The 25,341-nt window shown below is 72.3% G+C and carries 23 protein-coding genes; 5 read left to right on the forward strand and 18 right to left on the reverse strand.

The genetic code is table 11. From position 1 onward, the window contains the following. Positions 1–2 precede the first annotated feature (2 nt). Positions 3–701, reverse strand: coding sequence for an HAD family phosphatase (locus ABZ805_RS18460; RefSeq protein ID WP_358441458.1), 699 nt, complete (start codon positions 699–701; stop codon positions 3–5). 140 nt (positions 702–841) lie between these two features. Between ABZ805_RS18460 and ABZ805_RS18465 the strand changes: the two genes are divergently transcribed. Further along, the gene (locus ABZ805_RS18465) at positions 842–1,630 is read left to right on the forward strand and encodes a DeoR/GlpR family DNA-binding transcription regulator (protein WP_358441530.1); all 789 of its coding nucleotides are present in this window, start codon (positions 842–844) and stop codon (positions 1,628–1,630) included. A gap of 63 nt (positions 1,631–1,693) precedes the next feature. Here ABZ805_RS18465 and ABZ805_RS18470 read toward each other — a convergent pair whose 3' ends face one another. Continuing rightward, positions 1,694–3,760, reverse strand: coding sequence for a glycoside hydrolase family 43 protein (locus ABZ805_RS18470; RefSeq protein WP_358441460.1), 2,067 nt, complete (start codon positions 3,758–3,760; stop codon positions 1,694–1,696). Positions 3,761–3,900: 140 nt separating this feature from the next. Here ABZ805_RS18470 and ABZ805_RS18475 point away from each other — a divergent pair, with 140 nt between their 5' ends. After that, positions 3,901–5,985 carry a prolyl oligopeptidase family serine peptidase gene (locus tag ABZ805_RS18475; protein WP_358441463.1) on the forward strand — a complete coding sequence of 695 codons (2,085 nt, stop codon included), beginning with the start codon at positions 3,901–3,903 and terminating at the stop codon, positions 5,983–5,985. Between the two features lie 40 nt (positions 5,986–6,025). Here the strand turns inward: ABZ805_RS18475 and ABZ805_RS18480 are convergent, their stop codons facing one another. The 5 genes from ABZ805_RS18480 to cmk form a co-directional block, all read right to left on the reverse strand. Continuing rightward, positions 6,026–7,135, reverse strand: a complete 1,110-nt coding sequence (locus ABZ805_RS18480) for a histidine kinase (protein WP_358441465.1) — start codon at positions 7,133–7,135, stop codon at positions 6,026–6,028. Beyond that, a complete protein-coding gene (locus tag ABZ805_RS18485; RefSeq protein WP_358441467.1) occupies positions 7,132–7,830 on the reverse strand; it encodes a response regulator transcription factor in 699 nt (232 codons plus the stop codon). Before ABZ805_RS18485 ends, ABZ805_RS18480 begins: the two co-directional genes overlap by 4 nt. Before the next feature lie 89 nt (positions 7,831–7,919). Further along, a complete protein-coding gene (gene der, locus ABZ805_RS18490; protein WP_358441469.1) occupies positions 7,920–9,383 on the reverse strand; it encodes a ribosome biogenesis GTPase Der in 1,464 nt (487 codons plus the stop codon). Next, the gene (locus tag ABZ805_RS18495; protein ID WP_358441472.1) at positions 9,380–10,069 is read right to left on the reverse strand and encodes a lysophospholipid acyltransferase family protein; all 690 of its coding nucleotides are present in this window, start codon (positions 10,067–10,069) and stop codon (positions 9,380–9,382) included. The genes der and ABZ805_RS18495 overlap by 4 nt, the downstream gene beginning before the upstream one ends. After that, positions 10,066–10,788, reverse strand: a complete 723-nt coding sequence (cmk, locus tag ABZ805_RS18500; RefSeq protein ID WP_358441475.1) for a (d)CMP kinase — start codon at positions 10,786–10,788, stop codon at positions 10,066–10,068. The genes ABZ805_RS18495 and cmk overlap by 4 nt, the downstream gene beginning before the upstream one ends. Positions 10,789–10,987: 199 nt before the next feature. On the opposite strand from cmk, the gene ABZ805_RS18505 reads away from it, so the two are divergent. Together ABZ805_RS18505 and ABZ805_RS18510 are read left to right on the forward strand one after the other, a co-directional pair. Continuing rightward, positions 10,988–11,470 (forward strand): TrkA C-terminal domain-containing protein, encoded by a 483-nt coding sequence (locus tag ABZ805_RS18505; protein WP_358441479.1) that lies wholly within the window; start codon positions 10,988–10,990, stop codon positions 11,468–11,470. 134 nt (positions 11,471–11,604) lie between these two features. Next, positions 11,605–12,783 (forward strand): cation:proton antiporter, encoded by a 1,179-nt coding sequence (locus tag ABZ805_RS18510; protein WP_358441481.1) that lies wholly within the window; start codon positions 11,605–11,607, stop codon positions 12,781–12,783. 216 nt (positions 12,784–12,999) lie between these two features. On the opposite strand, the gene ABZ805_RS18515 is transcribed toward ABZ805_RS18510, so the two are convergent. The 6 genes from ABZ805_RS18515 to xerD all read right to left on the reverse strand — a co-directional run bounded on the left by ABZ805_RS18515 (position 13,000) and on the right by xerD (position 18,440). Further along, the gene (locus ABZ805_RS18515; protein ID WP_358441484.1) at positions 13,000–13,773 is read right to left on the reverse strand and encodes a pseudouridine synthase; all 774 of its coding nucleotides are present in this window, start codon (positions 13,771–13,773) and stop codon (positions 13,000–13,002) included. Next, positions 13,766–14,557 carry an SMC-Scp complex subunit ScpB gene (gene scpB / locus ABZ805_RS18520; protein ID WP_358441532.1) on the reverse strand — a complete coding sequence of 264 codons (792 nt, stop codon included), beginning with the start codon at positions 14,555–14,557 and terminating at the stop codon, positions 13,766–13,768. The genes ABZ805_RS18515 and scpB overlap by 8 nt, the downstream gene beginning before the upstream one ends. Positions 14,558–15,108: 551 nt before the next feature. Then, complete coding sequence (locus ABZ805_RS18525; RefSeq protein ID WP_358441535.1) at positions 15,109–15,969, reverse strand: segregation/condensation protein A; 861 nt, start codon at positions 15,967–15,969, stop codon at positions 15,109–15,111. A gap of 35 nt (positions 15,970–16,004) precedes the next feature. Beyond that, positions 16,005–16,385: a hypothetical protein gene (locus tag ABZ805_RS18530; RefSeq protein WP_358441487.1), complete on the reverse strand. Its 381-nt coding sequence runs from the start codon at positions 16,383–16,385 to the stop codon at positions 16,005–16,007. A 34-nt stretch (positions 16,386–16,419) separates the two neighbouring features. Further along, positions 16,420–17,361 (reverse strand): ParA family protein, encoded by a 942-nt coding sequence (locus ABZ805_RS18535; protein ID WP_358441490.1) that lies wholly within the window; start codon positions 17,359–17,361, stop codon positions 16,420–16,422. A gap of 128 nt (positions 17,362–17,489) precedes the next feature. Then, positions 17,490–18,440 (reverse strand): site-specific tyrosine recombinase XerD, encoded by a 951-nt coding sequence (gene xerD / locus ABZ805_RS18540; protein WP_358441493.1) that lies wholly within the window; start codon positions 18,438–18,440, stop codon positions 17,490–17,492. 213 nt (positions 18,441–18,653) lie between these two features. On the opposite strand from xerD, the gene ABZ805_RS18545 reads away from it, so the two are divergent. Next, positions 18,654–19,202 (forward strand): DUF1707 domain-containing protein, encoded by a 549-nt coding sequence (locus ABZ805_RS18545; protein ID WP_358441495.1) that lies wholly within the window; start codon positions 18,654–18,656, stop codon positions 19,200–19,202. Positions 19,203–19,388: 186 nt separating this feature from the next. On the opposite strand, the gene ABZ805_RS18550 is transcribed toward ABZ805_RS18545, so the two are convergent. The 5 genes from ABZ805_RS18550 to steA form a co-directional block, all read right to left on the reverse strand. Beyond that, the gene (locus tag ABZ805_RS18550; RefSeq protein ID WP_358441497.1) at positions 19,389–20,066 is read right to left on the reverse strand and encodes an NUDIX hydrolase; all 678 of its coding nucleotides are present in this window, start codon (positions 20,064–20,066) and stop codon (positions 19,389–19,391) included. A gap of 21 nt (positions 20,067–20,087) precedes the next feature. Beyond that, positions 20,088–21,788, reverse strand: a complete 1,701-nt coding sequence (locus tag ABZ805_RS18555; RefSeq protein ID WP_358441500.1) for a CTP synthase — start codon at positions 21,786–21,788, stop codon at positions 20,088–20,090. A 217-nt stretch (positions 21,789–22,005) separates the two neighbouring features. Next, complete coding sequence (locus tag ABZ805_RS18560; RefSeq protein WP_358441503.1) at positions 22,006–22,914, reverse strand: helix-turn-helix transcriptional regulator; 909 nt, start codon at positions 22,912–22,914, stop codon at positions 22,006–22,008. A gap of 256 nt (positions 22,915–23,170) precedes the next feature. Then, positions 23,171–24,118 carry a copper transporter gene (locus tag ABZ805_RS18565; RefSeq protein WP_358441505.1) on the reverse strand — a complete coding sequence of 316 codons (948 nt, stop codon included), beginning with the start codon at positions 24,116–24,118 and terminating at the stop codon, positions 23,171–23,173. Continuing rightward, a complete protein-coding gene (gene steA, locus ABZ805_RS18570) occupies positions 24,115–25,299 on the reverse strand; it encodes a putative cytokinetic ring protein SteA (RefSeq protein WP_358441508.1) in 1,185 nt (394 codons plus the stop codon). The genes ABZ805_RS18565 and steA overlap by 4 nt, the downstream gene beginning before the upstream one ends. Between the last annotated feature and the right edge of the window lie 42 nt (positions 25,300–25,341).

Here is a 25,341-nt window from a genome sequence, read left to right on the forward strand (position 1 = left end):
GGTCAGCCCGCTACGGGCGTCGTCAACGATTCGAGCAGCCGGACCCGCACCTCGTCGAGGTCCGATGCCACGAACGACGCCGCGGCCAGCGCATCGGCGGCCGGCGGGTAGTCGGGGCTGGGGATGGCCAGCACGGTCATCCCGGCGGCCGCGGCGGCGCGCAGCCCGTTGCTGGAGTCCTCCACCGCCAGGCACAGCGCCGGGTCGATGCCCAGCTCGCGCGCGGCCTGCTGGTACACGTCGGGGCTGGGTTTGCCGCGGGGCACCTCGGCGCTGGAGACGGTGGCGGCGAAGTGCTCGACGAGCGCGTGCCGGTCGAGCACGGCGTCGATGACCCGGCGCGGCGCGGACGAGGCCAGCCCGACGGGTGCCCGGGCCGAGATCTCCAGCACCATCCGCTCGGCGCCGGGCAGCAGCTGGACCTCGCCCGCGTCGAGGGCGGCGATCATGTCGTCGACGACGATCCGCTCGGTCTCCGCGACGGATTCCGCGGCACCGCTGTGCGCGGCGAGGAACGCGGCCCACTCCGGGGCGCTCATGCCCTGCACCTGGGCGGTCTCCGCGGCGGTCCAGCCCCGGCCGCGGGCGGCCGCGAACCGCGCCCACATCCGCTCCCACAGGTGTTCGCTCTCGACCAGGACCCCGTCCATGTCGAACACGACTGCGCGGTGCGCACCCGGCGAACCGTCGGGCTGCGTCATCGGTGTACCTCCCACCCGTGCAACGTTGACGTTCAAATTAACAGTGAGATAGTTAAATGTCACCACTGCGGTGATATGAAGTGCTCGTTCCCGGCCCCGCCACGCTCGGCCGCGCACCTCGAGGAGGCAAGATGTCGGTCATGGCGTCCGCACCGAAGAAGCAGTCCCCCCGGCTCCTGCGCCAGCAGCGGATCATCGACCACGTCGTGCAGGGCGGCTTCGCCAGCGCGGCGGAACTCGCCACGCTCACCGGCGTCAGCCTCATGACGGTGCACCGCGACATCGACGACCTCGCCGCCCGCGGGCTGCTGCGCAAGTTCCACGGCGGCGTCTCCGCCCAACCGTCCACCGTGTTCGAGAGCAGCTCCGACTTCCGGCTGCACACCCACACCCGGGAGAAGGAGGCACTGGCCGCCGCCGCGCTCCCGCTGATCGCGCCCGGCATGTCGGTGCTGCTCGACGACTCGACCACCGCGCTCACCCTCGCCCGGCTGCTGCCGGACGTCGGCCCGCTGACCGTGGTCAGCAACTACCGGCAGGTGCACGAAGTGCTGCGCGAAGTTCCGGACGTGCGGCTGATCTGCATCGGCGGCGAGTACTCCCGAACCCACGACTCCTACATCGGCCTGCCCTGCCAGGAGATGATCAACGGGCTGTCGGTGGACCTGATGTTCCTGTCCACCTCGGCGATGAACGCGCAGATGACCTTCCACCAGGAGCAGGAGATCGTGCTGGTGAAGCGCGCGATGATCCACTGCGCGACGACGCGGGTGCTCATGATGGACGCCAGCAAGGTCGGGCGCGCCGCGCTGCACCGGCTCGCGCCGGTCGCCGACTTCGACCACGTGCTGCTGGCCGGGGACCTCGACGCCGCGCTGGTCGACTCGATGCGCGAGCACTCCGAGGTGCAGCTGGTCCCGGTCGGCTGACCCGCCGCCCTCCGATATCACAGGCTTCCTGGTCGGTTTAACACCGGTGCTGATATCGCCGGGCTACAGCTCGCCGCACTCCCCCAGCTTCGACCCGGTCACCGAGTTCGCCCGGCCCTCGTCCACCGGCGCCACCGCGTTGCCGCGGCACCGCACCCCGCCACCGATCGACGTGCCCGCCACCACCGGCGCGGCGTTGCCGAGCAGCACCACCGACGCGCCCACCTCGGTCCCGTCCAGCCGCACCACCCCGGCCGAGCCGCGCACCCGCACCGAACCGGCGATCCGGCCGCCGGACACCCACACCGAACCCGGCGCGTCCGCCAGCACCGCTCCCTCCACGGCCGAATCCAGCACCAGCAACGACGCCCCGGGCGCCACCCGCACCGAACCCCGCACCTGGGCGCCGCGCAGGCAGGTCACGCCCTCCGAGACCACCAGCTCGTCCTGCGGCCCGGACAGCGTCCGCGTGCACGCCGCCACCGGCACCACCGCCCGCACCGGAACACCGCCCTGGTGCACGTCCACCTGGCCCGCACCGGTCCGCGCCCGCTGGTAGGTCAGCCGCAGCGCCTCCACCCCGCGCGGCGCGCCGCGCAGCACCGCGCCGTCCGCGGACGCCTCCACCTGCAACGCGCTGCCCGGGTCCGGCTGCGGCAGCACCCGGTTCAGCGGATTCCCCAGCGGCATCGGCGAACCCGACGCGGTGTCCACCCGCCAGCCGACCTCGCCCACCCCGTCGCGCACCTCCACCACCGGGCGATCCGCGCGCACCGCGTACGGCGCCACCCCGGACGGCACCGGCCGATCCGCGGTCGTCCCGTCGATGCGCAGCGCATCCCGGTCCGCGTCGAGGCGCAGCCGCGAGGTGTAGAGCCTGCGCTCCACCTCCGGCGACGGCCGCCCGTGGTGCACGTAGTACAGCTCGGACGAATCCGGCGAGGCGATCACGCTGCCGTGCCCCGTGGAGAACAGCCCCTGCGTCGCGTCCTGCGCCAGCACCGGGTTCGCCGGGCTCTTGCGCCACGGCCCCAGCGGATCGTCCGCCACCGCGTAACCGACCCCGTAGAACGAGTTCGCGAAGTTGTTCGCCGAATACGTCAGGAAGTACCGCGCCTTCCCCTCCCGCGTGGTCGCGCGCACCACCGTGGAACCCTCCGACCAGCGCCGGTTCTTCTCCCTGCCCCGAGTCTTCGCGTAGTCGTCGACGTGCGCGTTCTCCCACTGCTGCGGGTCCGACCCGTAGTCGATGATCGAGCGGTAGCCGTCCTTGCGCACCCCCGGCGGATCGGCCGGATCGCGGTTCGCGTCCACGTACCCCGGAGCGACCCGCGGCATCGTGCTCCCGGCCGGGTCGTCCCACCACTCCGAGGTGAGCTCCACGGCGAGCACGTTGGACTCCTCCACGTACTTGCCGAGGTCGTGGTCCCACACCCAGTTCCGGTAGGCGTTGCGGGAGTAGAACAGGATGATCCGCCCGTCGTCGAAGAACACGTTCGGATCGATGAACGGGATGTAGGTGCCCAGCGGCGCCGTCAACCCCTCCTCCAGGGTCTCCGGCGGCTTCTTCTGCTCGGCGTCCATCAGCAGGTTCACGTCGTGGTAGTCCGGGTCGTACGGGTGGTAGTCGATCGGCCCCGGCGCGATGTTGCGGAACGGCCCCGCGGGCGAGTCGGCCACCGCCACGCCGACCTTGCTGGGTTCCTCGAAGTCCGCGAACCCGAACTGCTCGGCGATCCCGTCCCGCAACCGCGCCGAGTAGAACAGGAAGTACCGGCCGGTCACCGGGTTGTGGTAGACCTCCGGCGCCCAGAACCAGTCCCGCCCCCACTGGGTGCCGTCGCCCAGGTCCAGCGCCCCGCCCGGAATCCGCTGCCACGTCACCAGGTCCGGCGAGCGGTAGATCGCGAACGCGAACCCCGGATCGGCCCCATCGGTCGAGTAGGCGAAGTAGTCGCCGCTGCCCTCGTCGCGCAGCACGAACGGGTCGGCGGCGGGCAGCGCCGCATCGTTGAAGTAGGTCGCGTCGCTCACCGGACGCGGCTCCGCGGCCGCGCCGTGCGCGGCCGACGCCAGCAGGATCGGCAACGCGAACAGGATGCCGCGAACTCGAGACCACCTGACGGACACGTAGGTCCTCCTCGTCACGCACCGGCCCCGACCGGACACCAGCGGTGAACACTTCCTCTGATCAACACCGGTTGTCAAGGGCCGACACGCCCGCGCCACCTGGCTGCCGCGCGCACCGCCGAAGCTGGCAAAGTGCAGGTATGCCCACCGTTCCCTCGTTCCCCCGCCACAGCGCGCGCACCCAGGGCTTCACCCTCGGCGTGCCGCGCACCTTCACCATCACCCCCGATGGGAAGACCGTGCTGTTCCTGCGTTCCGGCAGCGGAACCGATCGCAGCAACGCCCTGTGGCGCTGGGACGCCGGCACCGAGACGTGCATCGCCGACCCGGCCGCGCTGCTGGTCGACGACGAGGTCTCCGCCGAAGAGCAGGCCCGGCGGGAGCGGTCCCGGGAACGCGCCACCGGCATCACCGGCTACGCCACCGACGGGGCGGGCACCCACGTCGCGTTCACCCTGTCCGGCAAGCTGTTCCACGCCGACCTCGGCACCGGCGCCGTGCAGCAGCTGCCCGCGCTCGAACCCGCCGCCGACCCGCGGCCGGACCCGCACGGGCGCTGGATCGCCTACCTCTCCGGCGGCGCCCTGCGGCTGATCGGCACCGACGGCACCGGTGACCGGGCCCTCGCCGAACCCGGCGACGGCACCACCACCTGGGGCGCCGCCGAGTTCATCGCCGCCGAGGAGATGGCCCGCTACCGCGGCTACTGGTGGTCCCCCGAAGGCACCGCCGTGCTCGCCGCCCACGTCGACGAAGGACCCGTGCAGCACTGGTACCTCGCCGACCCCGCCGACCCGGCCACCCCGCCGCGCGAACTCCGCTACCCCGCCGCGGGCACCGCGAACGCCGACGTCGGGCTCACCGTGCTCGGCATCGACACCGCACCCGTGGAAGTCCGCTGGGACCGCACCACCCACCCCTACCTGGTCACCGCGCACTGGACGCCGCACGGCCCGCCGCTGATCGCGGTGCAGACCCGGGACCAGCGCGAACAGCTGGTGCTCGCCGTCGACCCCGCCACCGGTGCCACCCGCGAAGTGCACCGCGACACCGACGAGCACTGGATCGAGATCAAACCCGGCTGGCCCGCCTGGCACCCCGGCGGCGACCTGGTGCGCATCGGCGTCGACGGCGACAGCTACCGGCTGTTCGTCGGCGACACCCCGTGGACCCCCGAAGGCCTGCAGGTGCGCTCCCTCGTCGACATCGACGAGGACGTGCTCATCACCGCCTCCGCCGACGACCCCGCCGAAGTCCACCTCTACCGGTGCACCGCCGACAGCGCCGAACGCCTCAGCACCGAACCCGGCGTGCACGGCGCGACCCGCACCGGCGGCACCCTGGTGCACGCGCACTCCGGGCTCGACGCCCAGCACACCCGGTTCCAGGTCACCGACGGGCACCGCAGCCTCGGCGAGATCGCCGGCCACCCCGAGGACCCGTCGATCGTGCCGAACGTGCAGCTGCTGCGCCTCGGCGCACGGCGGCTGCGGACCGCGCTGCTGCTGCCCACCGGCCACACCCCGGACGACGGGCCGCTGCCGGTGCTGCTCGACCCCTACGGCGGTCCGCAGGCGCAGCGCGTGCTGGCCCGGCGCCAGGGCTTCCTCACCTCGCAGTGGTTCGCCGACCAGGGCTACGCGGTCGTCGTCGTCGACGGCCGCGGCATGACCGGCCGCGGCCCCGCCTGGGACCGCGCGATCAGCGGCGACCTCGCCGGACCGCCGCTGCAGGACCAGGTGGACGCGCTGCACGCGCTCGCCGACGAGCACCCCGAGATCGACCTGGGCCGGGTCGCGATCCGCGGCTGGTCCTTCGGCGGCTACCTCGCCGCGCTCGCCGTGCTCCGCCGCCCCGATGTGTTCCACGCCGCCATCGCCGGCGCACCCGTCACCGACTGGCGCCTCTACGACACCCACTACACCGAGCGCTACCTCGGCGACCCCGCGCGGAACCCGGCGGCCTACGCGGCGAGCTCCCTCGCCGACGACGCCCCCGACCTGCGCAGGCCGTTGCTGCTGCTGCACGGCACGGTCGACGACAACGTGTTCCCGGCGCACTCGCTGCGGCTGTCCGCGGCCCTGCAGGCCGCGGCCCGGCCGCACACCATGCTGTCGCTGCCCGGCGTCAGCCACATGCCGACCGACGAGACCACTTCGGAGAACCTGCTGCTCATCCAGGTCGAATTCCTCCGCGCCGCCCTCGGCGGCGACCGGCGGAACTGATCGGGCGGGAGGAGGTCGCGCGGCCTCCTCCCGCAACCGGCTAGGCCGGGTCCAGCGGAAGTTCCGCGCGCAGCAGGAAACCGCCGTCGACCGGCGCCGCCTCCAGCGAACCGCCCAGCATCCGCACCCGCTCGGCCAGCCCGGCCAGCCCCGCACCGCCGCACCCCACGTCCGGCGCGCCGTCGACGACCGGCTGCTCGCGCGGCGGACCGTTGCGCACCTCGACCCGCAGCCGTTCCTCGTCGCCCGACAGGTCCACCACGACCTCCGCGCCCGGCGCGTGCTTCGACGCGTTCGTCAACGCCTCCTGCACCACCCGGTACACCGCGCGCCCCACACCCGCGGCGGGCATGGCCGCGCACCCGTCGCTGAACCGCACCCGGATGCCGGATTCCCGCGCCCGCGCCACCAGATCCGGCACCGCCGACGTCCCCGGGATGTCCCGCTCATCGGCCGCCAAGCCCAGCGTCGAGCGCATCTCGCCCAGCGCCTCCTTCGCCAGCGCCCGCACCCGGGTCGCCGATGCGCGCACCTCGGCCTGCTCGCTGCTCGCACCCAGCGCCGCGGCCTCCACCGCGATCAACGTGACGTGGTGCCCGACCGCGTCGTGGATCTCGCGGGCGATCCGGGACCGCTCCTCCGCGCGCGCCGCACCCTCCTTGGCCAGCAGCTCCGACTCGATCGCCGCCCGCAACCGGTCCAGGCTCGCCGTCAACTGCGCCCGCGTCGCCAGCAACGTGCCCATCACCGTCGGCACGCCCGCGCACACCAGCACCGCCACCGCCGCCATCGTCAGGCTCGACGCGGACAACCACCGCCACTGCTCGACCGCCACCGGCACGAACGCGGACGACGCCGCCAGCAGCGCCCAGCAGAGCAGCCACCACGTGTTCGACCGGGCCCGGCCCAACCGGAACAGCGCCACGCACGTCGGCGCCCACGCGAGCCCGCCCGCCAACCCCGGCAGGCACAGCAGCAACGACACCAGCGGGAACCGGTGCCGCAGCACCAGACCGGCGCACGCGACCAGCGCCGCGGGCAAGGCCCACGGCTTGCCGGACTCCGACAGCAGCACCACCGCCACCGGCAGCAGCACCGCGAGCACGTCCCACAGCAGGCGCTTGCGGCCGAACCCGGCCGGCCCGCTCAACGCAGCTCGCCCTCACCCGTCCCCGCGACGCGCTGCGCGATCAGCGCCGCCTGCACCCGGTTCTCCGCGCCCAGCTTGCTCAACACCGTGGAGACATAGCTCTTCACGGTCGCCTCGGTCAACCCCAGCCGGTCGCCGATGTGCGCATTGGAACGACCCGCGCCGAGCAGCTCCAGCACCTGCCGCTCCCGCGCGGACAGGCTCCGCACCAACCGCACCTCGTGCGCCGAATCCCCCAGCGAGCGGAACCGCGGCAGCAACCGCACCACGATCCGCGGATCGAGCACCGCACCACCCGCGGCCAGGTCCTGCACCGCCCGCACCAGCGCATCCGGTTCCGCGTCCTTCAGCAGGAACCCGTGCGCCCCCAGCCGCAACGCCTCCGCGACGTAATCGTCCAGGTCGAAGGTCGTCAACATCGCGCACACCGGAGGACGGGGCAGGCCGCGCAGCTCCCGCAACGCCGCCAGCCCGTCCTTGCCCGGCATCTGCACGTCGATCAGCGCCACGTCCGGCTGGTGCGTCCGCGCCATCGATAACAGCTCATCACCGGTACCGGCCTCGGCGACGACCCGGATCAGGCCGTCGTGCTCCAGCAGGACCCGCAGGCCGCGCCGCAACATCACCTCGTCGTCGGCCAGGACCAAGCGGATCGGCCGCGCCGCGGAACCGTCCGCGGCGGAGTCAGCACGCACCCTGGGTCACCTCCCCGGTACAAAGGGCCGACCGAAGGTTATCGGCAAGGCAATCTTGGTCTGCGTGCAGTACCCGGCCACTGGTCCGATCAGCCGCGCGCCTTGCGTCCGTCCCTGCGTTCCCGCACGCGCACCGAGATCCGGATCGGGCTGCCGGTGAAGCCGAACTCCTCGCGGAACCTGCGCTCCACGAACCGCCGGTAACCGGCCTCCAGGAACCCGGTGGTGAACAGCACCAGTGTCGGCGGCCGCGGGTGCGCCTGCGTCGCGAACAGGATCTTCGGCTGCTTGCCGCCGCGCACCGGCGGCGGGCTCGCCGCCACCAGGTCCGACAGCCACGAGTTGAGCCGCCCGGTCGGAATCCGGGTGTCCCAGGACTCCAGCGCCGTGCGCAGCGCGGGCGCCAGCTTCGCCACCGAACGCCCCGTCTCCGCCGAGACGTTCACGCGCTCCGCCCAGCGGGCGCGCACCATCTCGCGGTCCAGCTCCTTGTCCAGCCGGTGCCTGCGGTCCTCGTCGACCAGGTCCCACTTGTTGCACACCAGCACCAGCGCCCGGCCCGCCTCGATGACCATGCCGATCACCCGCAGGTCCTGCTCGGTCAGCGGCTCCGAGGCGTCGATCAGCACGACCGCCACCTCCGCCGCTTCGATCGCGGCCTTGGTGCGCAGCGACGCGTAGTACTCGGTGCCGCTGGCGGTGCGGACCCGCTTGCGCAGCCCGGCGGTGTCGACGAACCGCCACACCTCGCCGTCCAGCTGCACCAGCGAGTCCACCGGGTCCACCGTGGTGCCCGCGACGTCGTCGACGACCGCGCGCTGCTCACCGGTGAGCCGGTTCAGCAGGCTCGACTTGCCCACGTTCGGCTTGCCCACCAGCGCGATCCGCCGCGGGCCACCGGTGGCACCGAACTGCTCGTGCGGCACGTCCGGGAACACGTCCAGGATCGCGTCCAGCAGGTCACCGGAACCGCGCCCGTGCAACCCGCTGATCGGCCGCGGCTCGCCCAGGCCCAGCGACCACAGCGACGCCGCGTCCGCCGCGGTCCGCTCGTCGTCGACCTTGTTCGCCGCCACCAGCACCGGCCGCTTGGAGCGCCGCAGCACCCGCGCCACCGCCTCTTCCGTCGCGGTCGCCCCGACCTGGGCGTCCACCACGAGCAGCACCGCGTCCGCCGTCGACATCGCCATCTCGGCCTGCTGGGCCACGGCGGCCTGCAAGCCCTTCGCGCCCGGCTCCCAGCCGCCCGTGTCGACCACGGTGAAGCGCCTGCCGTTCCACAGCGCGTCGTAGGACACCCGGTCCCTGGTCACGCCCGGCTTGTCCTGCACCACCGCCTCGCGGCGGCCCAGCAACCGGTTCACCAGCGTCGACTTGCCCACGTTGGGCCTGCCGACCACCGCCAGCACCGGCTGCGGTCCACCTTCGGCGTCGTCCTCGGCGCCTTCGACTCCGTCGAACTCGGCCCACTCGGCCTCGTCCGACCACGTCCCGTCCAGGCCGCCGTCGAGCGGCGCACCCACGTCCGGGCCGCCCACCGACTCTTCGGTCACGCTTGTTTCCCTCTCGCATCGTCGCTGTCGGAGGTCCCGGCGATCAGCCCGTCCAATTCGGCGATCAGCCCGACCAGTTCGTCGCGGACCTGCTCGGTCGCTGCCGTCAACCCGGCGCGCCCCTTGGCTACCGGCAACGTGACCGGCTCGCCGAACAGCACATCCACCCTGGGCAGCAGCCTACGGCCCCGTCCCTCCGGACGGCGCGTGCCCCGGCAGGCCACCGGCAGCATCCGCGCTCCGGAGGTCCGCGCCAGCCACGCCGCCCCGTGCTCGGCGTTGGCCACGTCGCCACCGCCGCTGCGGGTCCCCTCCGGGAACACCGCGACGAGCCCGCCCGCGCGCAGCACCCGCACCGCCGCCAGCAGCGGGGTGCGGTCCGGTTCCCCGCGGCGCACCGGGATCTGCCCGATGCGGCGGAGGAACCAGCCCAGCGGGCCCTTGAACATCTCGTGCTTGACCAGGAACACCGAATCGCGGGGCAGCATTCCGAACAGCAGCGGACCGTCGATCAGCGAGCTGTGGTTCGCCACCAGCACCAGCGGACCGGTCCGCGGCACCCGCTCCAGGTGGTGGACGCGCATGCGATACGGCAGCGGCACGAAGGTCCGGCCGATCCACCGCCCGAAGCGGTGCATCCGCCGCGACGTGCCCTCCGGCAGGTCCGCTCCGGCCTGCTCGCTCATCGGATCGTCCCCACTCCGGCGAACAGCCCGCGGGCCTCCGCCAACCCCAGCAACCGGTCCAGCACCCCGGCCACGTCCAGCTCGGTGGTGTCCAGCTCCACCGCGTCCTCCGCCATCCGCAGCGGCGACACGGCGCGGCCGGAGTCGAACGCGTCCCGGCGCTGCACGTCCGCGTGGGTGCGCTCCAGGTCGGCGAGCCGCCCGGCCGCCACGTCCTGGTCGCTGCGGCGGCGCGCCCTGGCCTGCGAGGACGCGGTCAGGTACACCTTCAGCGCGGCGTCGCGCGCGACCACCGTGCCGATGTCGCGGCCTTCCACCACCACACCGCCCGGCGCGACCAGCGCGTCCGCGATGATCCGGCGCTGCTCGGCGACGAGCAGGTCGCGCACCCGCGCGACCGCCGAGACCGCGGAGACCGCGCCGGTGACCTCCGCACCGCGGATCTCCAGCGCCACGTCCTCCCCGGCCAGCGAGACCGCCGGGTCGCGCGGGTCGGAGCCCATCGCGGGCAGCGAGGCCGCCGCGACCTCCGCCACCGCGTCCCCGTCCGCGACCGGGACCCCGGCGCGCAGCACCGCGAGCGTCACCGCCCGGTACATCGCGCCCGTGTCGAGGTACGACGCCGACAGCGCCGCGGCCAGCTTGCGGGCCACCGTGGACTTCCCAGTGCCCGAGGGACCGTCGAGGGCCACCACCCCACGAAGCTCGGCGTGTGCCACGTCGAGTCTCCTCCTTCATCGCCGCCGGCCGAGGAAACGCCGGACCAACCACCCATTGTGCCCGCTGGTCCGAGCCGTTCCCCACTTGCGTCCGGATCGGACGCCCGCCACGCCCACCGCCCGTTCGCGCGGTCCGTTTCGCCCCGGTTCCGCGTGGGGGACGCACGAACGCGCAGGTTCCTGTACTAGGATCGAACACGTGGACGTCACAGTGACCCCGCTTCCGGGACTCGGGACCCAGCAGGACTTCGTTACTCGTTCCGGGCACAGGATCGGTGTGATCACGTATCGAGACGGACGCTTCGAGCTGATCGTCTCCGGTCATGACGACCCGGACAAGGTAGCCGCCTCGGCCGGTCTGACCGCCGAGGAGACCAACACCCTCGCCAACTTGCTCGGCGCCCCCCAGCTGGTGGCCCGCCTGAGCGAGCAGCAGCGCGAAGTCGCCGGGATCAACACCTGGCAGCTCGCTGTCGATCAAGGCTCGCCCTACGACGGGCGCACCCTCGGCGAGACCGAGATGCGCACCCGCACCTCGGCCTCGATCGTCGCCGTAGTACGCGGCGGAACCGTGCACCCGTCACCGCGTCCCGATTTCGAATTCAGTGCCGGCGACCTCGTGGTCGTGGTCGGCACCGCCGACGGCCTGCGGGCCGCAGGCGAGATCCTCGAACGCGGCTAGGCGCTCCAGCGCCGATCGCCGAGAGGTGAAGGTCGTCCGCGCCGCCCGGGAGCACCGCGCTCTCGGGCGGGAACCCCGTGCGCTCTGGGCACGGGACAACTGAACAGGTACTCGGACAGGGCGAGAGGAAACTGGTGCACGACACGGCGATCTCCCTCATCGAACTGGGAGCGGTGTTCTTCGGTCTCGGAGTTCTCGGCCGCCTCGCCTGGAAGATCGGCATTTCACCGATCCCGCTTTACCTCATCGGCGGAATCGCTTTCGGAACCGGCGGCTTAATCCCGCTGCACGGGATCGAGCCGTTCACGCATCTAGCCTCCGAAATAGGCGTGGTGCTGCTCTTGCTCCTACTCGGGCTGGAGTACTCGGCTGGCGAACTCGTCACGGGACTCCGGCGTTCCTGGCTGGCAGGTCTGGTGGACCTGGTGCTCAATTCGGCCCCCGGCGCGATCGTCGCGCTGCTGCTGGGCTGGGGCCCGATCGGCGCGCTGACGATGGCAGGCGTCACGTACATCTCCTCCTCCGGCATCATCGCGAAGGTCCTCGGCGACCTGGGCAGGCTCGGTAACCGCGAAACACCGGTGGTGCTGTCGATCCTGGTCTTCGAAGATCTGGCGATGGCGCTGTACCTGCCGATCCTCACGGCGGTGCTCGGCGGGGTGAGCCTGCTGGGCGGATTGACCGCCGTGGGCGTGTCGCTGATCGTGATCTCGATCGTGCTGGTGGTGGCGCTGAAGTTCGGGCGCTACGTCTCGGCGCTGATCGACAGCCCGGATCCCGAGGTCTTCCTGCTGCGGCTGCTGGGTTCGGCCCTGCTCGTCGCCGGGATCGCCTCGGAGCTGCAGGTGTCGGCGGCGGTCGGGTCGTTCTTGCTGGGCATCGCGATCTCCGGCTCCACGGCGCAGAACGCGACGCGGATGCTGGAGCCGCTGCGCGACCTGTTCGCCGCGGTGTTCTTCGTGGTGTTCGGGCTGAACACCGATCCGTCGAAGATCCCGCCGGTGCTGGGCTTCGCGCTGCTGCTGGCGGTGGTCACCGCGGTCACGAAGATCGGCACGGGCTGGTTCGCGGCCCGTTCGCAGGGCATCGGCAAGATGGGCCGGGCGCGCGCGGGCGCCGCGCTGGTGGCTCGCGGCGAGTTCTCCATCGTCATCGCCGGGCTCGCGGTCGCTTCGGGCGCGGTCTCGGGCGAGCTGGCCGCGCTGGCCACCGCCTACGTGCTGCTGATGGCGATCCTCGGGCCGGTCGCGGCGCGCGTGGTGGAGCCCGTGGCGCGGAAGTTCGTCTCGCGGAAGAAGGACGCGACGGCGTGAGCTCGGCGCGCTGAGATCTCCGGGGCGGCAGGACGCCGCCACGCGGTTCAGGCCGGGGAGGCAGGACGACCACGTGGTCGCCACGCCTCCCCGGCCTGTTTCGTCTTCGCGGTTCATCGGATTAATTTCACCTGACACTGAGACGATCGCAGCTACCGAACGGGTGGAGCGAAGAAGAACCCGCCCCGACGAACGAGGCGGGTCCCGCCGAGAAGATCACATGCCGACGGCCCGGTAGAGCGCGCCGACCTCCTTGCGGTCCAGCTTCCGGATCGCGCCCGGGCGCTCGTTGCCCAGCCGCACTTCGTCGATCGCGGTGCGCACCAGCCGCTTCACCGGGTGCCCCACGTGCTCCAGCATCCGGCGGACCACGTGCTTGCGGCCCTCGTGCAGCACGACCTCGACCAGCGCGCGCCCCTCGTTCACGTCGACCAGCCGGAACTTGTCCAGCTTCACCGGGCCGTCGTCCAGGGTCACCCCGGCGCGCAGCCGCTTGCCCAGGTCCTTCGCGATCGGCCCCGGCACCTCGGCCAGGTACGTCTTGAGCACCTGGTAGGACGGGTGCATCAACCGGTGCGCCAGCTCGCCGTCGTTCGTGATCAGCAGCAGGCCCTCGGTGTCCACGTCCAGCCGGCCCACGTGGAACAGCTTGCCGTCCCGCTCCCGCAGGTAGTCACCGATGCACGGGCGCCCCTGGTCGTCGGACATCGAGCAGAGGATGCCCTGGGGCTTGTTCAGCAGCAGGTGCTGCACGTCCTCGTTCACGTTCACGCGGGTGCCGTCCACGTGGATCACCGAGTTCTCCGGGTCCACCCGCCTGCCGAGCTCGGTGACGACCTCGCCGTCCACCTCGATGCGGCCCTCGGTGATCATGCCCTCGGCGGCGCGGCGCGAAGCCACCCCCGCGCGGGACAGCACCTTCTGCAGGCGGATTCCCTCCGGCTGCGACTCCGCAGCGGAGGAAGAAGCCGGGGCACGGTGTTCAGACATCGTCGATCGTATCCACTTCAGGCAGCAGGGGAGCCAGCGGCGGAAGGTCCTTCAGCGACGACAGGCCGAGCCGTTCCAGGAACAGCTCCGTCGTGCAGTACAGGAACCCGCCGGTCTCCGGGTCGGTACCGGCCTCCTCGACAAGGCCGCGCCCCACCAGGGTACGGATGACGCCATCGACGTTGACACCGCGTACCGCCGCCACCCGCGCGCGGGTCACCGGCTGCCGGTAGGAGATGACCGCGAGCGTCTCCAGCGCGGCTCTGGTCAGCTTCGCGCGCTGCCCGTCGAGCAGGTAGCGCTCCACGTACGGCGCGTAGGTCTCCCGGGTGTAGAACCGCCAGCCCTCGCCGACCCGCCGCAGGTCGATGCCGCGCCCGGCCTCCTCGTAACCGCGGGCCAGCCGCTGCAACGCGGACCGGATGCGGGCGACCGGCTGGTCCAGGGTGTCGGCCAGCAGCTCCTCCCCCGCCGGGACGTCCACCACCAGCAGCAGCGCCTCCAGCGCGGAATCCAGGGCGTCGTCCTCGGTCAGGTCCGGCGGGGTGCGCGAAACGGGGACGGCGGCGTCGGACTGGGACGGGGAGTCGTCCGCGGGGTCGGAATTCGCGGGGTCGGGGCCTCTCGGGTCGGAGTCTCCGAGGCCGGAGCCTTGCGGGTCGGAGTCCGCGGGGTCGGGATCCGCGGATCGTCCGTCGTCGGTCCGGCCGGGTCCGGGCTCGGCCTCGGCCTCGGCCTCGGCCTCGGGCGGATCCTCACCCGGAACTCCGGTTCCGGCGAGCAGGGCGTCGAGGGGGTCGGTGCCGGGCTGCTCGTCGCTAGCGGACTCGACGGCGGGAGGCTCGTCGGCCGCGGACCCCTCAGTCGATTCGTCGTCGTTCGGCTCGTCGGCCGTCTCGTCAGCCGTCTCGTCGGCCGTCTCATCGTCGCCCGGCTCGACAGCGCCCGGCTCGACAGCGGTCGGCTCCTCGTGGGCCGTCTCAGCCGCAGTCTTCTCGACAGCAGTCGACTCGACGGCGACCGGCTCGTCATCAGCGGCCTCGACAGCGGTCGGCCCAGCAGCCGTCGGCTCCACAGAGGCGGACTCGGCACCGGCGGGCTCAGCCTCAGGGAGCTCGGCACCGACGGGTTCACCGTCGGCAAGCGAGCCGTCGGTGGCCGTCCCCGCCGCCGGCTCGCCGCTCGCAACGCGAGCCCCGGCCGAGGACTCGGCACCGGCCCGCCCGTCGCCCCGCTCGGCGAGCCGATCCGGCCCGCCCGCCACGGCCTCCGGCGCCACCGCGTCCGCCACCTGCTCGGCCTCGCCCGCACCGGACGCATCGTCGTGCACTGCGCTCACCCGTATTCCTCTTCGTTCGCGCTGCGCCGGTCGGCATCGGCCGCCACCCGCGCGTCCTCCAGGCTGCCGCCGACCCAGCGCACCACCAGGTCCCCCAGCGGATCCTCCTGCTCGAACACGAGCACCTTCTCCCGGAACAGCTCCAGCAGGGCCAAGAACCGGGCGACGATCTCCACGGTGTGCTCGCAGTCGGCGACCAGCGCCGAGAAGTCCGCGGCCCCCCACTCGGCCAGCCGCACCCGCAGCAGCGCCGCGTGCTCGCGCACCGACACCTGGTGCTGGTGGATGTGGTCCAGCGACACCGATGGCGGCGGCTTCGGCCGGAACACCGCGGCCGCGATCTCCGCGAGCCGCTGCGGTCCGACCCCGATCATCACCTCGGGCAGCAGGTTCTCGTAGCGCGGTTCGACGGCCACCGATCGCGGGTAGCGGCGCAGCGCCCCCGCCTCCAGCTCGCCGAACAGCGCCGCGACCTGCTTGTACGCCCGGTACTGCAACAGCCGCGCGAACAGCAGGTCCCGCGCCTCCAGCAGCGCCAGGTCGTCCTCGTCCTCCACGTCGGCGGCGGGCAGCAACCGGGCCGCCTTCAGGTCGAGCAGCGTCGCGGCGACCACCAGGAACTCGGTGGTCTCGTCCAGGTTCCAGTGCTCGCCCAGCGCCTTGGTGTAGGCGATGAACTCGTCGGTGACCTTGTGCAGCGCCACCTCGGTGACGTCCAGCTGGTGCTGCGAGATCAGCTGCAGCAGCAGGTCGAACGGGCCCTCGAAGTTGTCCAGCCGCACCGTGAAGCGGCCCGTCGAGGAGGACTCCCCCTGGGCGTCGCCGCCCGGGGCCTCGGCATCGGCCCGGTCCTGCACCTCAACAGCATCGACCCCGCCGGGAACGGAGTCGGTCACTCGCCGGACTCCCGCCGCAATTCGCGCACCAGCACCGAATCCGCGCCCCGCGCCTCAAGATCAGCGAGCAGCATCGCCACCCCTTCACGCACGACCCTGCCGCGATCCACCGCGATGCCGTGCTCAGCGCGCAGCGCGAGCCGGGCCTGTTCCAACGCCAGCAACTCCTCATCGGAGACGTACACGGTGATTTTCGCATCGTGCTTGCGACGTCCCGACCCCGACCTGCCCTGCACCCCCTCGGCGGCAGGCTCGGCAGTTCGCTGACCAGCGGAATCCACGGACCGCGGTGCGGCGGGCGGTTCCGGCGGCTCGGAGCCGCGCGTCGTGGTCCGGAACAGCTCGGACGCACCGGGCAGCTCGGCACGACGCCTCACGCGCCCTCCCCGACACCGGGCCGCACGGGAACCGTCACCGCGCGATCACCTCGCGCGCCAGCGAGCGGTAGGCCTGCGCACCGGCGGACCGCGGTGCCCAGCGGGTGATCGGCTCACCGGCCACCGTCGTCTCCGGGAAGCGCACCGTCCGGTTGATCACGCTGTCGAAGACGACGTCGCCGAACGCCTCCACCACGCGCGCCATCACCTCGCGGGAGTGCAGCGTCCGCGGGTCGAACATGGTCGCCAGGATGCCGCTGATCTCCAGCTTCGGGTTCAGCCGCTCCTGCACCTTCTCGATCGTGTCGATCAGCAGCGCCACCCCGCGCAGGCTGAAGAACTCGCACTCCAGCGGGATGATCACGCCGTCGGCGGCGGCGAGCGCGTTCACCGTCAGCAGGCCCAGCGACGGCTGGCAGTCCACCAGGATGAAGTCGTACTCCTTCATCGCCGGGAACAGCACGCGCTGCAGGGTCTGCTCGCGACCGACCTCGGCGACCAGCTGCACTTCGGCGGCCGACAGGTCGATGTTGCTCGGCAGCAGGTCCATGCCCTCGACGGTCGTGGACATCACCACGTCCCGGACGTCGACGGACCGCTCCATGATCACGTTGTAGATCGTCTGGTCCAGCTGGTGCGGCTGCACCCCCAGGCCGACCGAGAGCGCACCCTGCGGATCGAAGTCCACCAGCAGCACCCGGCGCCCGTACTCGGCGAGCGCGGCGCCCAGGTTGATCGTCGACGTCGTCTTGCCGACGCCGCCCTTCTGGTTGCACATGGCCAGCACCGAGGCCGGACCGTGCCGGTCCAGCAGCGGCGGTTCCGGGATGTGCCTGCGCGGGCGGCCGGTCGGGCCGACGTTCGCGTCCGGTGACAACTCGGCCTCACCACCCGAAGCCGAGGGCTTGTGCGGGGCGATGCTCAGGTCGACCGCGCCCCGGGACCGCCCATCGGCGGAGGGCTGCGGTGTCGACATGGCGCTAGGACTCCTTGTCTGCCGGCGACGATCATACCGATCGAACGCAGCCTAAGTGGCATTCGCGACCAGCGGCAACGCGCCTCGCCGAGCACCGGCGAAATGCGTCCCACCCCACTCCATCGGGTTCACGCGTCCCGCTGCAACGCCCTCGGATGGGCGGTGGCGTACACCTCGCGCAACGTGTTCACCGTGACCAGCGTGTACACCTGCGTGGTCGTCACCGAGGCATGCCCGAGCAATTCCTGCACCACCCGCACGTCCGCGCCGCCTTCCAGCAGGTGGGTGGCGAACGAATGGCGCAGCACGTGCGGCGATACCGCACTGGTGATGCCCGCCCGGTCCGCCGCGGATTTCAACGCGTTCCACGCGCTCTGCCGGGACAACCTGCCGCCGTGCGAATTCAGGAACACCGCCGCATCGCCCTTGCCGCGCGCCGCCAGCACCGGTCGCGCCCGCACCAGGTAGGCGTCCAGCGCCTCCAACGCGGGACGCCCGATCGGGACCAGCCGCTGCCGGCCGCCCTTGCCGTTGAGCAGCACCGTGCGCTCCGCCGAGTCCAGGTCGTCGACGTCCAACCCCACGGCCTCCGAGATGCGGGCCCCCGAGGAGTACAGCAGCTCCAGCAGCGCCCGATCCCGCAGTCCGCGCACGTCCCGGCTGTTCGCCCCGTCCAGCAGTCGCAGCACGTCGGACACCGGCAGCGCCTTCGGCAACCGGCGCGCCGGGCTGGGCGGTGACACCTCCCGCGCCACGTCCGCGTCGACCCAGCCCTCGGCGTGCGCGAACCGGTGCAGGCCGCGCACCGCGACCAGCGCCCGCGCCGCCGACGACGGGGCGAGCGGCGGGTGCTCGTCGGTCCCCTCGCGCAATTCCGCGGCGAACGCCGCCAAGTGCGCCGAGGTCACCTCGCGCAGCACCCGCACTCCCGATTCGGCCAGGTGCCCGCCGTACCGACGCAGATCCCGCGAATACGAATCCAGGGTGCTGCGGGCGCTGCCCCGCTCCACCGCCAAGTGGTCCAGGAAACCGGAGCAGGCGGTGCGCAATCCCTCGGGAAGGTCCTCGAAGGCTTTCACGGGCCGAACTCCTCTGCGCGAAAACGAACAGGTCGCAGCCTCGATGCCGCGCCGCCGGAACTCCGGCCACCCGCCATGGTGCCGAAGGACTTCCGGCGACCGGCAGTGCGTATCCCCCAGCGAGAGAACGGAGCAAGAACGATTAGTCCGAAAGCATGCCACATACCCCTGAATTCCCCTCCGGAGCGATCCGGTTCGACTAATCTGCGCACCGTGGACTTCCCGTACGAACCCGGCCGGATGCGCATCGGCGACCACGAGCGCGCGCAGGCGATCGAAGCGCTCGGCGAGCACTACTCCGTGAGCAGACTGAGCCTCGGCGAATACGAGGAACGCGTCGACCGGGCGACCCGCGCGGTCACCGGCGACGACCTGACCGCCCTGTTCACCGACCTGCCCGCCCCGCGCCCCGCGGGAGGCCCGGTCACCTACCCGACGGCGCCGCCCCCACCGGGGCCCGGCTGGGGTCCGGGCACGCCGACGCCGTACGGGATGCCGCGGAACCCGTACGAGGACGGCGTGGCGTCCGACAAGTCGAAACTCGCGGCGGGACTGCTGCAGATCCTGCTGCCGTTCGGGATCGGGCGGTTCTACACCGGGCACACCGGGATCGCGGTCGTGCAGCTGCTGCTGTTCACCTTCGGGGGGTTGATCTCCTGCGGGCTGGGCACCCTCGCCGCCCTCATCTGGTGCGTGGTCGACGGGATCGTCCTGCTCAGCACCGAGAGCACCGATGCGAACGGGCGCGTGCTGAGGTCCTGACCTGGTGATCTGCGCGGCGCGGCCGGTTCACCGCTCCCAGCGGTCGGATCGACGCGCGGCCGTCTCCCGCTCCCGGCCGCTCGACGCGAATTCGACCGCGCACAGCCGAACGCCCCATCCGATCAGATGATCGGATGGGGCGTTCGTACCTCCGCTCCCCGCCCGGGGATGCCGGTGCGCTCCGGTTCAGCCGTGCAAGCGCTCGGCCAACCGGTGCGGGCGGTCCAGCCACTCCGCCGACGCGGGCCGCGGCTCGGCGCGGCCCGAGCGCACCGCGGCCGCCGCCAGCAGGCCGGACACCGCGGGGGCGTTCACGATCTCCCCCGCGAACACCATCCGCAGCGCTTCGTCGAACGGGACGCGGCGCACCACCAGGTCCGCCTCCTCGTCGCCCACGGCGGGCGGCCGTCCCACCTCGGTCAGCGACCGCGCCAAGAACACGCGCTCGCTCTGGTCGGTGAAACCCGGGGACGAGGCGATGTCCACCAGCACCGACCAGTCCTCGGCGGCGAGCCCGACCTCTTCGGCGAGTTCCCGCTGCGCAGTGCGCACCGGGTCCTCCCCCGCGACGTCGAGCAGTCCCGCGGGCAGCTCCCAGAGCCGCCGCCCCACCGGGTATCGGTACTGGTGGATCAGCACGACCCGGTCGTCCGCGTCGAGCGCGACGATCGACACCGCGCCGAGGTGCTCGACGACTTCGCGCCGCGCCTGCCCGCCGCCCGGCATCGCGACCTCGTCGGCCCGCAACGCCAGGATCTTGCCCACGTAGACGTCCTGGGACGCAACGGTGCTGAACTCGTGCGTTCCGTCGGTCCGCTGGACGTCCTCGCCGCTACCCGTGTCGTTCGTATTCGCTGCGCTCACGGCGCCACCCTACGGTCCGGTTCAGACGCCGGCTTCCACGTTGTCCGGCAGCTCGACCGGGAGCCGTTCCGCCGCGCGGTAGTCGACGGCGGCCCGGACGAAGGCGGCGAACAGCGGGTGCGGGCGCGTCGGCCTGCTCTTGAGCTCCGGGTGCGCCTGCGTGCCGACGAAGAACGGGTGCTGCTCGCGCGGCAGCTCCACGAACTCCACCAGGCGGTCGTCGGGCGAGGTGCCCGAGAACACCAGCCCGGCCTTGGTCAGCCGGTCGCGGTAGGCGTTGTTCACCTCGTAGCGGTGCCGGTGGCGTTCGGCGATCTCGGTCTCGCCGTAGGCCTCGGCGACCACCGACCCCTCCAGCAGCTTCGCCGGGTAGGAGCCGAGCCGCATAGTGCCGCCCATGTCCCGGTCGCCGGAGAGCACGTCCCGCTGATCGGCCATGGTGCTGATCACCGGGTGCTGGCAGGGCTCCTCGAACTCGGCGGAGTTCGCCCGCTTCAGATCGGCGAGCGACCGGGCCGCCTCGATCACCATGCACTGCAGGCCGAGGCACAGCCCGAGGGTGGGGATCCCGTGCGTGCGGGCGTAGCGGATCGCCCCCAGCTTGCCCTCGATGCCGCGCACGCCGAAGCCTCCGGGGATCAGCACGCCGTCCATGCCGGCCAGCGCGTGCGCCGCCCCCGCGTCGGTGTCGCACTCGTCGGAGGGCACCCAGGCGATCTCGACCTTCGCGCGGTGCGCGAACCCGCCCGCGCGCAGTGCCTCGGTGACCGACAGGTACGCGTCCGGCAGGTCGACGTACTTGCCGACCAGTGCGATCCGCACCCGCTCGGTCGGCTTGTGCACCCGGTCGAGCAGGTCGCCCCACACGGTCCAGTCGACGTCCCGGAACGGCAGGCCGAGCCGCCGCACCAGGTACGCGTCCAGTCCTTCGCCGTGCAGCACCCGCGGGATGTCGTAGATCGACGGGGCGTCCGGGCAGGCGACGACGCCGTCGGAGTCCACATCGCACATCAGCGCGATCTTGCGCTTGAGGTCCTCGGGGAGCTCGCGGTCGGCCCGGCAGACCAGCGCGTCGGGCTGGATGCCGATGTTGCGCAGCGCGGCCACCGAGTGCTGGGTCGGCTTCGTCTTGAGCTCGCCCGACGGTGCCAGGTACGGCACCAGCGACACGTGCAGGAAGAAGCAGTTGTCCCGGCCCACGTCGTGCCGCATCTGACGGCAGGCCTCCAGGAACGGCAGCGACTCGATGTCGCCGACCGTGCCGCCGACCTCGGTGATCACGACGTCGGGCGTGCGCCCGTCCTCGTCCGGTTCGGACATCGCGCGGATGCGGGCGATGATCTGGTCGGTGATGTGCGGGATGACCTGCACGGTGTCGCCCAGGTACTCACCGCGGCGTTCCTTCGCGATGACCGCCGAGTACACCTGACCGGTGGTGACGTTCGCGTTCTTGGTGAGGTCCCGGTCCAGGAACCTCTCGTAGTGCCCGATGTCGAGGTCGGTCTCCGCCCCGTCTTCGGTGACGAACACCTCGCCGTGCTGGAACGGGTTCATCGTTCCGGGGTCGACGTTGAGATAAGGATCGAGCTTCTGCATCGTCACCCGCAGGCCGCGGGAGGTCAGGAGTTCGCCGAGGCTCGACGCGGTCAGGCCCTTGCCGAGTGAGGAGGCGACACCTCCCGTGACGAACACGTGCTTGATCGTGCGTGTTTGCGGCACCAAGAAGGCTCCCCGTGGTCAAGCCGTCGCCGGGCTGAGTGAATCTGCGCTGGCAGGACGGCTGAATCCGTCGCTCCCACGGGATTTCAGCCTAACGCACGATGAACCGGGGGTACACGGCGACCCGCATGGCCTCGAACACGGCCCGGAGCTCCAGGTCAACCGCCGTTGGGGCACGATCCGGACGGGTCGCCCCGCCCGCCGCACCCGTCCCGCCGGGTCACCCGGACATCGTGAGCCTCCCCGCCGGATGCAGCAGCCGGACCGAGTCCTCGGGTGGCAGCGCCGCCGCGCGCAGGCGTTCCAGCAATGCGTGGTGCGTCCGCGCGACCGGCGGGTCGTCGACCAGGTCGACGAGCCCGGCGTTCGAGCTCACCACGACCTCCGGCACGTCGAGCTCGAACGACAGCACCGCGAACGGCGTTCGGGCCGCCGCCGCACCGGCGCTGAACGGCAGCACGCGCACCGTCACCGTCGGCCGTTCCGCGAGGTCGCGCAGCCCTGCCAGCTGGCGCGCCAGCACCGCCGGCCCGCCCACCTCGCGGTGCAGCGCCGATTCCGCCAGGACCAGGTCCAGCCGCACCGCGCCGTCCTCGACCCGCTGCCGCCTGCGGCGCAGCACCTCCAGCGAGCGCGCGGCCTCCTCCGGCGAGCGCTCCGGCTCGCGAGCCGCGTCGACGGCCGCGGCGTACTCGTCGGTCCGCACCAGGTCGGGGAGCTCTTCGACGGCGAACTCCCGCACTTCGGCCGCTTCGGCCTCGAACCCCACGTGCGCGCGGACGTCGGCGGGCAGCACGTCCCGGTACGACTCCCACCACCCGCGGCCGCGCGCGGAGTGCGCCAGCTCGACCAGCCGGTCGCGCCGCTCGGAACCGGCGTGGCAGATGTCGGCGAGCGCGATCACCGCTTCCACGCCGACCTGCTGGCGGGCGCCTTCGATCTTGCTCACCTTCGCCTGCGGCCAGCCCAACCGCTGCGCGACGTCGGCGTGGGTCAGCCGCGCCGCGTGCCGCAGCTGCCGGAGTTCACCCGCGAGCAGGTGGCGCCGGACCACGGGGCTGGGTTCGGCGGCTCGCCCCCGGGACGCCGGCTCGGCCGGGGCGGGGTTCGCGCTTCGCATCTCGTCCATGGCTCCGATTCTGGCCGCGCTTCGGCGCGCAGCACAGGAATGTCACCCCATCGAATTATCGCGGATCGAATAATTCTCGAACATCATCGATGGCATGGCTCTCCGAACCCGGCTCGGCACCGCTCCGAACCGCCGCGTCCACCCCCGTCCCGAGGCGCGGCCCGGAGGTACCGCGTGCCGAGCCGCCCAGCCGGGCGGCGCCCCCGCGTCCGCGCCGCCCGGCGTGGCCGTACCGCCGGGCCGGGCGACGCGCCGGTCAGTCGCGCACGCCGGGAACCGCTCCCTGCGCGCTGCTGGCCGTGCCGTAGTGCCCGGCCCGGCCGTCGAGCTGCTCCCGCAGCGCCAGCACCGCGGCCACCCTGCCCTGCGGGGTGTCCGCGTTGTCCACGGTGGAGAGCACCGAGGACACCGCCCGGTCGGCTCGGGCGACGCCGACCGGGCCGTCGCCGTCGGCAGAACCACGCGCACCCGCGAGGACGGCGCCGCTTCCGGAACGGTCCAGCTGCGAGGCGAAGCGGGCCAGGAAGGCGGCCCGATCGGCCGCCCCACCGGCCTCGGCCCCGGCCTGGTCGCCACCGGTCATCACCAGCGCGAGCGGGGCGGGGCGCACCTCGCCCACCACTGTGGCGAAACCGCCTTCGGACAGGCCGGTCAGCGCGGCCGCGCGCTCCTCGGGCGCGATCTGCGGCGCCCCGGCCCCCTGGTCGGCCATGGTCAGCGGCCCCAGCAGCCCACCGGTGAGCGTCCCGACGTCGGTGGCGGTGGGCAGCTGCACCCCGGCGGGGAGCAGCCGGGTGACCAGCTTCCGCACTTGGTCGGCCCGGTCCGGTTCGGCGACCGCCCGGTCCAGCTGCACCTCACCGGTCACCTGCGCGCCGGATTCCTCGAGCAGCCGGCGCATCCCGGCGCGGTCCTGCTCCGACACGTCCCAGGTGCTGTAGAGGACGACACCGCGGTCGGCCAGGCTCCCGCGCACGGTCAGCGGGGCCGTCGCCGCGCTGAACCGGTTGACCCCGTCCAGTTCGCCGCGGAGCGCGGTGCGCTCCGCGCCGAGCTCGTCGACCTGGTTGCTCAGCGAGTCGCGCTCTTCACCGACGTGCGAGAGCACGCGCTCGCTGAGCGAGGTCGAACCGAGCACGATCCCCACCCCCAGGGCCAGCAGGACCGCCGCCAGCGAGATCACGTGTTGGCGCATCGAGATCATGCGAACCACTCCTGCACGCTCCCGAACGCGGACCGGCCGAAGTCGGCGAGCGCCGCGAGGAAGGACGACCCGAACCCGGACACGGCCAAGGCCACGCCCAGCACCAGCAGCGCGGCCACGAGCAGCAGGACCACTGCCCAGTTCGACCCGGCGTTGCGCTGCAGCGCGGACACCGCGGCCCCGTCGACGAGCCTGCTGCCCAGCCGCAGCCGGGTCAGGAACGTGGAGGGGTTCGAACCGGACCGGCCGCGGTCCAGGAACTCGTGCAGCGTCGCCTGGAAGCCCACCGTCACCACGAGGCGGGCGTTGTGAGCGTCCGCGATCAGCAGTGCCAGGTCTTCCGGGTTCCCGGAGGCTGGGAAGGTCAGCGCGCCGATGCCGAGGTCCTGGATGCGCTCGATCCCCGGTGCGTGCCCGTCCAGGTGCGCCGGCACCACGACCTCGGTGGCCCGCTTCAAGGTGTCCTTCTCGATGCCGTTCGGGTCACCGACGATCACGTCGGGGTGGTACCCGGCCCGCAGCAGGGTGTCCGCACCCGCGTCCACGCCGATCAGCACCGGCCGGTAGTGCTTGATGTAGCGCTTCAGGCGCTTCAGGTCGTCGGCGTGCCCGTAACCGGGCACCAGCACCAGGACGTGGCGATCCTCGATGGGCACGGTCACGGCCGGCACCCCGACGCCGTCGAGGATGAGCATCCGCTCGGTGCGCAGGAACTCGATGGTGTTCGCCGAGAACGCTTCGAGCTGCGAGGTCATGCCCGTCTTGGCCTCGATCAGCTGATCCGCGATCGAGTCGGCGTCCTGCTCCACACCGGTGGCGATCTCGCGATCACCCGAGTAGATCGTGCCCTGGTGCAGCCGCACCTTGGCGCCGTCCTTGACCGCGCGCAGCGCGTCCCGGCCGACGCGGTCGATCAGGGTGACGCCGGCCGCGGACAGCACCTCCGGCCCCAGGTTGGGGAACCGCCCCGAGATCGACGGTGCGGCGTTGACCACCGCGATGACCCCCGCAGCCACCAGGGCGTCCGCCGTCCGGCGATCGAGGTCGACCTGGTCCAGCAGGACGATGTCACCGGGGCCGAGCCGCGGCGGCAGCTCGCCGGTGCGGCGCGGGACGCGCGCCGTACCGGTCACTCCCGGCAGCTCCTCCTCCTGACGTGTGAGCAGACCACTGAGCTTCATGCATCGATGGTTGCAAACGGATCAACGCCCGCGAGGTCGCCA

It is taken from the genome of Saccharopolyspora sp. NPDC047091 (assembly GCF_040643635.1).
Classification (GTDB): Bacteria; Actinomycetota; Actinomycetes; order Mycobacteriales; family Pseudonocardiaceae; genus Saccharopolyspora_C.

Coding starts and splice junctions, on each gene's coding strand:
- ABZ805_RS18460 (WP_358441458.1), bottom strand. CDS start 701: ATGACGCAGCCCGACGGTTCGCCGGGTGCGCACCGCGCAGTCGTGTTC.
- ABZ805_RS18515 (WP_358441484.1), bottom strand. CDS start 13,773: ATGTCTGAACACCGTGCCCCGGCTTCTTCCTCCGCTGCGGAGTCGCAG.
- ABZ805_RS18475 (WP_358441463.1), top strand. CDS start 3,901: ATGCCCACCGTTCCCTCGTTCCCCCGCCACAGCGCGCGCACCCAGGGC.
- steA (WP_358441508.1), bottom strand. CDS start 25,299: ATGAAGCTCAGTGGTCTGCTCACACGTCAGGAGGAGGAGCTGCCGGGA.
- ABZ805_RS18560 (WP_358441503.1), bottom strand. CDS start 22,914: ATGGACGAGATGCGAAGCGCGAACCCCGCCCCGGCCGAGCCGGCGTCC.
- ABZ805_RS18535 (WP_358441490.1), bottom strand. CDS start 17,361: ATGTCGACACCGCAGCCCTCCGCCGATGGGCGGTCCCGGGGCGCGGTC.
- ABZ805_RS18565 (WP_358441505.1), bottom strand. CDS start 24,118: ATGATCTCGATGCGCCAACACGTGATCTCGCTGGCGGCGGTCCTGCTG.
- ABZ805_RS18465 (WP_358441530.1), top strand. CDS start 842: ATGGCGTCCGCACCGAAGAAGCAGTCCCCCCGGCTCCTGCGCCAGCAG.
- ABZ805_RS18495 (WP_358441472.1), bottom strand. CDS start 10,069: ATGAGCGAGCAGGCCGGAGCGGACCTGCCGGAGGGCACGTCGCGGCGG.